This window comes from Aquabacterium sp. (genome assembly GCF_044226965.1).
In the GTDB taxonomy this organism is placed as follows: domain Bacteria; phylum Pseudomonadota; class Gammaproteobacteria; order Burkholderiales; family Burkholderiaceae_C; genus Pseudaquabacterium.
On the sequence record NZ_JBGAGA010000033.1, the window covers coordinates 55,244 to 65,618 of the forward strand.

The 10,375-nt window shown below is 69.8% G+C and carries 8 protein-coding genes; 1 reads left to right on the forward strand and 7 read right to left on the reverse strand.

Features of this window, described 5'->3' with window-relative positions:
- Positions 1-189: 189 nt before the first annotated feature.
- The 7 genes from dnaG to ACILR4_RS16070 all read right to left on the reverse strand — a co-directional run bounded on the left by dnaG (position 190) and on the right by ACILR4_RS16070 (position 9,381).
- Positions 190-2,055, reverse strand: coding sequence for a DNA primase (gene dnaG, locus ACILR4_RS16040; protein ID WP_395701852.1), 1,866 nt, complete (start codon positions 2,053-2,055; stop codon positions 190-192).
- 56 nt (positions 2,056-2,111) lie between these two features.
- Positions 2,112-5,183 carry an EAL domain-containing protein gene (locus ACILR4_RS16045; RefSeq protein WP_395701853.1) on the reverse strand — a complete coding sequence of 1,024 codons (3,072 nt, stop codon included), beginning with the start codon at positions 5,181-5,183 and terminating at the stop codon, positions 2,112-2,114.
- 123 nt (positions 5,184-5,306) lie between these two features.
- Positions 5,307-5,615, reverse strand: a complete 309-nt coding sequence (locus tag ACILR4_RS16050; protein WP_395701854.1) for an H-NS family nucleoid-associated regulatory protein — start codon at positions 5,613-5,615, stop codon at positions 5,307-5,309.
- Between the two features lie 100 nt (positions 5,616-5,715).
- On the reverse strand, positions 5,716-5,988 hold the full coding sequence (locus ACILR4_RS16055; RefSeq protein ID WP_395701855.1) for an oxidative damage protection protein: 273 nt from the start codon (positions 5,986-5,988) through the stop codon (positions 5,716-5,718).
- A gap of 14 nt (positions 5,989-6,002) precedes the next feature.
- Positions 6,003-7,343: an amino-acid N-acetyltransferase gene (gene argA / locus ACILR4_RS16060; protein ID WP_395701856.1), complete on the reverse strand. Its 1,341-nt coding sequence runs from the start codon at positions 7,341-7,343 to the stop codon at positions 6,003-6,005.
- 65 nt (positions 7,344-7,408) lie between these two features.
- Complete coding sequence (locus ACILR4_RS16065; protein ID WP_395701857.1) at positions 7,409-8,695, reverse strand: diguanylate cyclase domain-containing protein; 1,287 nt, start codon at positions 8,693-8,695, stop codon at positions 7,409-7,411.
- 98 nt (positions 8,696-8,793) lie between these two features.
- The gene (locus tag ACILR4_RS16070) at positions 8,794-9,381 is read right to left on the reverse strand and encodes a helix-turn-helix domain-containing protein (RefSeq protein ID WP_395701858.1); all 588 of its coding nucleotides are present in this window, start codon (positions 9,379-9,381) and stop codon (positions 8,794-8,796) included.
- Between the two features lie 89 nt (positions 9,382-9,470).
- On the opposite strand from ACILR4_RS16070, the gene kbl reads away from it, so the two are divergent.
- On the forward strand, positions 9,471-10,375 hold a 905-nt coding region (gene kbl / locus ACILR4_RS16075; protein ID WP_395701859.1), incomplete at its 3' end, for a glycine C-acetyltransferase.

Below are 10,375 nucleotides of genomic sequence, written 5' to 3' on the forward strand. Positions count from 1 at the left end.
GGTGGATACGGTTCGGCCGGGCAAGTTCGCGTGGACGTCTGTGCTTTGCAGCCCTTGCGGGTGAGGGTGGCCTTATCGCTATGCGTACCCGTTTCGCGGGTGGCCGGGGCCCGGAGGTGCTGCCGCCACTCTTGCCGATGCAACCAATCGAATATTATCGGCGAGAACAGTTCAATCGTCAAAGTCCGGCTATGTTGTGGCCGACCGGGACATGCCGTTCTTCATCTCGGCACGCAGCGCGAACAGTGCGTTGCGTCGTTCGGTGGCCGCTTCCGACAGCTCACCTGACTCGATCAGCCACTGAAGCTCGTCATCCACCGCCCGCTGTCGCAGCCGGTGCAGCACCGAGGCGATGAGGGCCGGGGCATCTTCGTCATCGACCTCGTGGAAGCTGCGCAGCCGCTCCAGCAATGGCCGCAACGCATCGGCATCGGCGTCACGCGCCAGTTCGTCGAGCAGGGCGTTGACCGCCATCGGGCCATGGTCGTGCAGCACCCGCTCGAGTGCGGCGAAGAACCCGGCATAGGGGGCCGGCTGGCTGGCCAGGAACTCGTGATCGTCGGCCGACAGCTGCAGCCACACGCCGGCGTGCCGGGCCAGCAGCCAGGCGGCGCGGTCGAGCAGCGTCGCCGTTTGCGGCGGTGCACGCATTCCGGACATCGCGCGGGCGCGCGGGGCTGCGCCGCGGCCCGGTGCCGCCGGGGTCTCGTCGTGCTGGCGGCGTGCCGCCTGGCGTTCGGCGCGGCGCGCCCAGTGCGCGCCCAGCACTTCGAGTGCCACGCCGCCGCGCTGTGCCAGCTCGGCCACCAGTTGCTCGCGCAGTAGGCCCTCGGGCATCAGCGCAATCAGCGGCTGGGCCTGGCTCAGCATCTTCGAGCGGCCTTCTGCGGTGGCCAGGTCGCAGTCCGCGGCGGCATGCACCAGCAGCTGCTCGGACAGCGGCACGGCCCGTGCCACTGCCTGCTCGAAGGCCTCGGGCCCCAGCTCGCGCACGTACGAGTCGGGGTCGTGCTCGGCGGGCAGGAACAGGAAGCGGATGGTGCGCAGATCGGTCGCATGGGGCAGCGCCGCTTCCAGCGCGCGTGCCGCGGCGCGCCGGCCGGCCGCGTCGCCATCGAAGCTGAAGACGACCGAGTCGGTGAAGCGGAACAGCTTGGCGACATGGTCCGCGGTGCAGGCGGTGCCGAGCGTCGCGACCGCGTTCGGAAAGCCCCATTGCGCCAGCGCCACCACGTCCATATAGCCTTCGACGACCAGTGCGTAGCCCTTCTCGCGCAGTGCCTGGCGCGCCTCGAACAGGCCATAAAGCTCCTGGCCCTTGTGGAAGACCGGGGTTTCGGGCGAATTCAGGTACTTTGGCTCGCCCTGATCCAGCACGCGGCCGCCGAAGCCGATGACCTCGCCGCGCACCGAGCGGATCGGGAACATGATCCGGTCGCGGAAGCGGTCGTAGCGCTTCTGCTCGGCTTCGCTCACGCCTTCATCGGCGCCCTGCAGGATCACCAGGCCGGATTCGATCAGTTGTGGATCGTCATAACGCGGAAAGACGCTGGCCAGGGTGCGCCAGCCCTCCGGCGCATAGCCCAGGCCGAAGCGCGCGGCGATCTGGCCGCTGAGACCGCGGCGTTTCAGGTAGTCGATCGCGCGCGGGCTGGACTTCAGCGATTTCTTGTAGTGCTCGCCGGCACGGGCCAGCACATCGCTCAGCGCCACGCGCTGCTCGCGCTCCTGCGCGGCGCGGGCGCGGTCCTCCGGGCTGGCGGAGTCTTCCGGCACCTGCAGGCCGACCTGCTGCGCCAGTTCGCGCACGGCGTCCATGAAGCCCAGGCCGCCGTGCTCGGTGAGGAAACGGATCGCGTCCCCATGGGCGCCGCAGCCGAAACAGTGGTAGGTCTGCCGCGAGGGGCTGACGATGAAGCTGGGCGTCTTCTCGCCGTGGAAGGGGCACAGGCCCTTGTGGTTGATGCCGGCCTTCTTCAGCTCGACATGGCGCCCCACCACCTCGACGACGTCGACGCGGGCGAGCAGGTCCTGGATGAAGCCTTGGGGCAGCACGTCGGCAGTCTAGCGAGAACGCCCGGGGCCGCTGGCCCCAGGGCTGCGGCCTGCAGCTACTCCAGGCCCTGCGAGCGCGTGACCGGCGCGACGGGCGTGCCGACTGCGCCGCCGGCCGTCGCGCTGAGCGCGAACAACCCGCGCCATTCGCGTACCCAGCCGGCCACGTCGCTGGCCGGCATTGGCGATGCGATGCCGGCGCCCTGGCCGACCTCGCAGCCCATGTCCAGCAGCATGCGGGCCTGTGCCGGCGATTCCACGCCCTCGGCCACCGCGATGCAATCGAAGGTACGCGCCAGGCTGATCACGCCTTCGACGATGGCACGGTCCTGTGCGTCGGTCAGCATGTTCAGCACGAAGGAGCGGTCGATCTTCAGCACCTGCACCGGCAAGCGCTTCAGGTAGGTGAGGGTGGAATAGCCGGTGCCGAAGTCGTCCAGCGCCCAACGCACGCCAAGCCGCGCGCAGCGCTCGAGCAGCGACGACGTGAAGCCGATGTCGGTGAGCGCTGCGGTCTCCAGCACTTCCAGCTCGAGCTTCGGACCCAGCGGCCGCGCATGGCGGGCCAGCAACTCGGCCAGGCGCTGCGCAAAGTCGGGCTCCTGCAGGTGTCGGGCCGAGATGTTGACGCTGACCGTCAGGTCCAGCCCGGCGGTGGTCCAGGCGTCGAGCTGGTCCAGCGCCTTGGCCAGCACATGGTCGCCGATGCGGGCCGACAGGCCGGTGTGCTCGATCAGCGGCAGGAACTGCGCCGGCGGCACCAGGCCGTGTTCGGGATGGTTCCAGCGCAGCAGCGCCTCGAAGCCCAGCACCACGCCGCGCTTCAGGTCGACCTTGGGCTGGAAATACAGCGTCAGCTCGTTGCGGTCCAGCGCATCCTGGACGCGGCCGATCGCGATCACGCGCTCTTCGGCGCGGCGGCTGTGCTCGGTGTCGAAGAACAGGTAGCCGTTGCGGCCCGACTGCTTGGCGCCGTACATCGCATGGTCGGCATGGCGCAGCAGGGTGTCGGCATCGCTGCTGTCCAGCGGATAGATCGTCGCGCCAACGCTGGCGGTGACGGCGATCGGGTCGACGTCCGGCGCGATCGTGATCGGCTGCGACACCACGCGCAGCACCCGCTCGACTGCCGCGCGCGCCTCTTCCACCGTGCCGGCGCGCAGCAGCAGCGCGAACTCGTCGCCACCCAGGCGCGCGGCCACGTCCGACCACACCGTGCCGCGGGCGCGCAGCGCCGTGCGCAGCCGCAGCGCCAGCTCGGCCAGCAGCCGGTCGCCGGCCTGGTGGCCGAAGCGCTCGTTGATGGCCTTGAAGTGGTCGAGGTCGAGGTAGCACACCGCCATCAGGTAGCCCTCGCGGTCGGTCGAGACCATCGCGTCGGCCAGCAGCTGGCTCAGGCGTGCGCGGTTCGGCAGGCGGGTGAGTTCGTCGAAGTTGGCCTGGCGCTCGAGCCGCTCGCGCTGCAGGCGCTGCTCGGTGACGTCGCTGACGACGATGACGTGGTAGCGCAGTGCGCCGTCGGGGCCATGCACGGTGGAGACGGTGACATGCAGCGCACAGGGCTCGCCGCCGCGCCGGCGCTCGACCAGTTCGCCCACCCAGTTGCCGGTGCTGCGCAGCGCGGCCCACAGGCTGGCCTGCTGCTGGCGGCTGATGGGGTCGGGTGCGGCAGGCTTCAACAGCGAAGGCACGGTGCCCAGCAGTTCCTCGCGCGGCACGCCGGTGATCTGCGAGTAGGTGGGGTTCGCGTCGATCACGCGGAACTCCGCGTCGGTGATCAGCAGGCCCTCGTGCAGGTGCATGAAGAGGTTGGACGAGAGCTGCTGCCGGTCTTCCGCGCTGCGCCGCGCACCGATGTCGGACAGCGAAGCCACCACGCGCTGCGGCGCGCCGTCGGCATCGCGCTCGATGACGATCACATGCACGTCGAACCAGCACCAGCCGTCGCGCACCCGCACGCGGGCCTCGTGGCGCAGGCCGGATCCTTGCGGGCTGTCGACCGAGGCCAACGCGCTGCGCAGCGTCGCGCGTTCGTCCGGGTGCACCCGCGCCAGCCAGCGTTCGATGGTGTTGGTTTGCGTGCCGCCCGGGTCGTCCATCAGCGCGCGCCAGCGCGGCGACGTGAAGCCATCACCGGTGCGCAGGTCCCAGTCGGCCACGCCAAGGTCGGAGCCATCGAGCGCGAGCTGCCAGCGCTCTTCGAGGCGCGCCAGTTCACCGATCAGCACATGCGGCAGGAGCACCAGGCCGAGCAGCGCGGTGAGGTAGGCCCAGAGCAGGATTGGCGGGCTGTTGACTGGCGCGCTGGCCATGCCGGCCGCAAACGGGCCGATGCCGGCACCGGTGGCCAGCAACAGGCCGGCGGCCAGCGCGAGCACGCCGCCGGAGGCCAGGGCCAGGCCGCTGCGCATGGCCAGCCAGCACAGCAGCACGGGCGGCAGCACCCACCAGGCCAGCGCGCCCGTACCCAGCCAGGCGGGGCCGACCATGCCCAGCCCCGCAGCCGCCAGGCTGCCCAGCAGCAGCCCCAGCGTGGTGTAGCGGTGGCGTCCGGCGAAGGCGCGCGACCAGCTGCGGGCGCCGAAGCACAGCAGGGGCACGCCGGTGAGCAGCAGGCCCAGTGTCTCGCTCACCCACCACTGGAACCAGACGATCGGCAGGTCCAGCCCGGTGATGCGCCCGCTCGCGGCCAGCCAGATCGCGCCGTTGGCTGCGCTCAGCAGGGTGCCGGCGCCAGCGCCGGCGCCGATCAGCAGGCCGAGATCGCGCCGTTGCTCCAGGCGTCGGTTGAAGCCGGCGCGTGCCATCCAGCGTGCGGCCAGCCAGGCACCGCCGGTGCTGCCCAGGGCAATGCCAAGCGCCGCCCAGGGCTTGGCGCCGGCGCCCCATGCCACGACGAGGTTGGCCAGCACCACTGCCGGCACGTAGGGCGTGCCCCATCGCAACAGCACAGCCAGCGCGATGCCGGTCGGTGGCCACACCGCGGCCAGGGCGGGCGAGCCGCCCGGCAGCCACAGGGCCAGGCGGCTCGTCAGGCCGAAGGCCAGCACGACCAGCAGCGAGCGCCAGGCCCAGTGCAGGACGGTTCGTGCCGCGGGCGGCAGGTCAGGAAGGGGGGATCGCAGCAAGGCAGGGACGATTGAAGCGCAGGCAATCTGTCGATGCTAGCCCCGGTGGAGGCAGCCAGCGGACAGCGGCACATGTTCGGGCGCCCCCTGATCGAGGGCATGTCGTGCGCCCGGCCAGGCGCCTCAGACGGCGAAGTCTTCGAGCCTGCGGCCTTCGGCCAGTGCCGCCTTGAGCCACTTCGGTTGCAGCCCGCGGCCCGACCAGGTGTCGCCGGTGGCGGCGTTGCGGTATTTCGGCGCGACCTTGCTGCCGGCGGCCTTGGAAGGTTTCGGGGCGATATTCTTGCCGGCGATATCGGCGGCGGTGAGGCCATATTCGGCCATCAGGGTGCGCACCTTGGCGATGGCGGCCGCGCGCTCCTCGCGCTGGGCTTCTGCAATCTTCTTTTCAATCTCGGCGCGCTGGGCCAGCAAGTCCTGCAGCGATGTCATTCCATGCCTCCGGTCCTCTTGAAAATGCCGCCGGAGTATAGAAGCGGCGGGATACCCCGCCGTTGTGGTTTGCACGGACGCAGGCGTACCTCTCGGGGGGTCACGCCGAGGGCGGGACATAACCCGCCGGCTGATCGGCCCCTTCGCCGAAGAAGAATCGTTCCATCTGCCGCGCCAGGTATTGCCGCGCGCGCTGGTCGGCGAGGTTGAGGCGGTTTTCATTCACCAGCATGGTCTGGTGCTTCATCCAGGCCGCCCAGGCTTCCTTGCTGACATTGTCGAAGATGCGCTTGCCCAATTCGCCCGGGTACATCGGGAAATCCAGGCCTTCGGCTTCCTTCTTCAGGTATACGCAATTCACGGTGCGGGCCATATCCAAACTCCTTGCTAAGCCAGTTTCTTGACCAGGACCTGCGAACGCCGGTCCCAGTTGTATTTGCGTTTGCGGGCATCGGGCAGCCAGTCGGGGTCGACCTGCACGAAGCCGCGCTTGATGAACCAGTGCATCGTGCGCGTGGTCAGCACGAAGATGCTGTCCAGCCCTAGCGAACGGGCGCGCTGCTCGATGCGCTTCAACAGCCGTTCCCCATCGCCCTGGCCCTGGACCTGCGGCGAGACGGTGAGCGCCGCCATCTCGGCGGTGCGCGCCTCGGGGTAGGGGTACAGCGCGGCGCAACCGAAGATCACGCCGTCGTGTTCGATCACCGTGTAGTTGGCGACGTCGCGTTCGATCTCGGTGCGCTCGCGGCGCACCAGGGTGCCATCACGCTCGAAGGGCTCGATCAGCTGCAGGATGCCGCCGACATCGTCTGCCGAGGCCTCGTGCACCGACTCCAGCTTCTCGTCGACCACCATGGTGCCGATGCCGTCGTGCGTGAACACCTCCTGCAGGATCGCGCCGTCGACGCCGAAGGGCAGGATGTGCGAGCGCTCGACGCCGCCTTCGCAGGCCTTCACGCAATGCCGCAGGTAGAAGCCCAGGTCGGTGGGCCTTTCGGGCGCCGGCAGCGCGGTGAGCAGGCGCTTGGCATCGGCCAGCGCGAGTTCGGTGTCGATCGGGCTGTCGGGGTCGTTCTGGTCTTCCTGGATGCCGGGGATCTCGGTCAGGAACAGCAGCTTGTCGGCCTGCATCGCCACCGCGGTGGCGGTGGCCACTTCTTCCATCGACAGGTTGAACGCTTCGCCGGTCGGCGAGAAGCCGAAGGGGCTGAGCAGCACCAGCGCGCCACTGTCGATCGCGCGGCGGATGGCCGCGGCATCGACCCGGCGCACGACACCCGAATGCATGAAGTCGATGCCATCGACGATGCCCACCGGCCGTGCGGTGAGGAAGTTGCCCGACACCACGCGCACCGCGGCATTGGCCATCGGCGTGTTCGGCAGGCCTTGCGAGAAGGCGGCCTCGATCTCGAAGCGCAGCTGGCCGGCGGCCTCCTGCGCGCAATCGAGCGTCACCGCGTCGGTGATGCGCGTGCCGGCGTGGTAGCGCGACGCATGGCCCTTGGCGGCGAGCTGTTCATTGACCTGCGGCCGGAAGCCATGCACCAGTACCAGCTTGATGCCCATCGCATGCAGGATGGCCAGGTCCTGCACGAACGCGTTGAGGCGACCCGCCGCGACCAGCTCGCCGGCCATGCCGACGACGAAGGTCTTGCCGTGGTACATGTGGATGTACGGCGCGACCGCGCGGAACCACGGGACGAAGGTGTGCGGGAAGACCAGGCTCATCGTGCCCGGGATTGTGCCGCAGGGCCTCGGGTCGGGCGCTCGTCGAAGCGCCCGGGTGCCGCGCCTCAGCCGCCGCTGTCGTCCTGCCCGTGCATGACGCGGTTCTTGCCCTGGCGCTTGGCCGCGTACATCGCGTCGTCGGCCAGCTGCAGCAGGCGCAGCGGCTGCTTGGCATCGGCCGGCGCCAGCGCGAAGCCGATCGAGGCGGTGACCTCGGTGGGCAACGCCAGACCGGCACAGGCCTCGCGCACGGCGCTGAGCAGGTGCTGGGCCATCACCTCGCCACCGGCGACGTCGCGCACCTGGGCCAGCACCAGGAATTCATCGCCGCCAAAGCGGCCCACCGCATCGTCGGCCCGCACGGCCTGCTGCAGGGCCTTGGCCACCGTGACCAGCAGGCGGTCGCCCTCGGCGTGCCCGAGCACGTCGTTCACGGCCTTGAAGCCGTCGAGGTCGACGAAGAACAGCGCCACCGGTTGATCGCCGGCGCGTGCGACCGCGGCATCGAGGTGGTCCATCAGCGTCCGGCGGCTGAAGGCGTCGGTCAGTTCGTCGCGTTCGATGCGGCGGCGCAAGCGTTCCTGCGCGACGGTGAGGTCGTGCACATCGATGGTCAGCGTGTAGACGCCGGCCACCTGGCCCTCGTCGTCGTAGTCGGGCTCGTAGCTGGTGCGCAGCCAGCGCGGGCCGCCTGCGTAGTCCTTCACCAGCCGGGTGTACTGGCACTGCTCGCCGGCCAGTGCACGCTCGTAGTAGGGCTGGTGCTCGGCCCAGCGCGCGGGGCCGCGGATGTCGGCGATCGAGCGGCCGAGCAGCGCTTCCTTGCTCTGCCCCACCACCTCGGTGTAGGCCTTGTTGACGAAGCGCACGACGAACTGCCGGTCGACGTAGGTCAGCGGGCAGGGGATGTTCTCGGTGAAGCGCTGCAGCCGGCGCCGCGCCGCATTGGCGGCTTCGTTGCGCAGCACGTCGTCGTGGATGTCGAAGGCGACGGTGTAGACGCCTTCGATCACGCCCTCGGGATTGCGGTCGGGGAAGACCTGGATGCGGGCCCAGCGCGCTGCCGCGCCCAGGTGCGTGAGCCGGCGTTCATAGCTGGTGCTGCGGCCGGAGAAGGCGGCGGCGAAGGCGTTGCGCGCGGCCGCCCAGGCGGTGTCGCCATAGAGCTCGGCCAGGGTGCGGCCCTGCAGTTGCTCGAACCGGCGCTTGGACCAGCCGAGGTAGGGGCCGTTGCAGTAGACAAGCCGGCTTTGTGCGTCCCAGCGGCCGATCGGCAGGTCGATGGCATCGGCCAGCCGGTCGATGCTGGCCACACCGGCCACCGCGCCCTGTTCGGTCCTGTCTGAATGCATGCTGCCCAACGACTTCCCTGGCCAACCCGCATGGTGCCCAGCGGCGGCCCGGCTGTCCACTGATCCGGCGGCCGCGCGGGCGGCCGCCGCGTGGAGGACTACTCGCCGCTCATCACCACCAGCACGGCGCTGGCGGCCGAACGGCCCGGGTTGTGGATGGCATGCGGCACGTCGGCCGGGTAGCGCGCGGTCTCGCCCGCCTTCAGGCGCAGGCGCTGGTCGGCGCTGCGCACCTCGAGGCTGCCGGACATCACGCTCAGGTGCTCCATCGTGCCGGGCTCGTGCGGCTGCGAATCGAGCACGCCGCCGGGCTGCATCGCCAGGTCGTACCACTCGAAGCGGCCCGCCAGTTCCACCGGCCCCAGGATGCGCAGCGTGCAGTGGCCGTCGGGGCTGTGCAGCGCCGGCGTGCCGTGCGCCTGCACGTGGGCGATGGCTGGCGGTTCGGCACGGGTCGGGCTGGACAGCAGCTCGCCGATCGGCACGCCCAGCGCATTGGCCAGCCGCCACACCACGGCCACCGTGGGATTGGCCTGCGCGCGCTCGATCTGCGACAACATCGACTTCGACACGCCGGCGCGGCGCGACAGTTCGTCCAGCGACAGGCCATGCTGTTCGCGCAGCGCGGCCAGCAGGTCGCCGACACGGGGCGGCTCGGCGATCGGCAAAGGGGGGGCGGAGGCCAAGGGCTTGCGTCCTGTGGGTTGTTCGATATACTGCCCGCTCGTTCGATATCTCGAACTGAACGAATATTCATCATACTGCACAGCACGCCATGAGCCCATCTGCCGCCGCCCAAGCCCTGGTCTCCTTCGCCAACGGCGAGCTCGACGCCCTGCGCGACGCGGGCCTGTTCAAGTCCGAACGCGTGATCACCAGCCCGCAGGGGGCCCAGGTGCGACTGGCCGATGGCCGCGAGCTCATCAACCTGTGCGCCAACAACTACCTCGGCCTGTCCTCGCATCCGCAGGTGATCGAAGCCGCACACGAGGCCCTGCGCAGCCACGGTTTCGGGATGAGCTCGGTGCGCTTCATCTGCGGCACCCAGGACATCCACAAGACGCTGGAGCAGCGCATCGCGCGCTTTGTCGGCTGCGAGGACGCCATCCTGTACGCCGCGGCCTTCGACGCCAACGGCGGCCTGTTCGAGCCGCTGCTGGGCGAGCAGGATGCGGTGATCAGCGACGCGCTGAACCATGCCTCCATCATCGACGGCATCCGCCTGTGCAAGGCGCAGCGCCTGCGCTACCAGCACAACGACATGGCCGACCTCGAGGCGCAGCTGCAGCAGGCCCGGACCGGCGGTGCGCGCTTCATCCTGGTGTTCACCGACGGCGTGTTCTCGATGGACGGCACCACCGCGCAGCTCGACGTGATGCGCCGGCTGTGCGACCAGTACGGCGCGCTGCTGGCGATCGACGAATGCCATGCCAGCGGTTTCATGGGCGCCACTGGCCGCGGTACGCACGAGCATCGCGGCCTGCTGGTCGATGGCCGTTCGCAGGTGGACCTCATCACCGGCACCTTCGGCAAGGCCCTGGGCGGCGCCAGCGGCGGCTTCACGGCCGGGCCGAAGGCGGTGATCGAGCTGCTGCGCCAGCGCTCGCGGCCCTACCTGTTCTCGAACACGCTGGCGCCGGCGATCGCGGGGGCCTCGATCGCGGTGCTCGACCTGCTGGA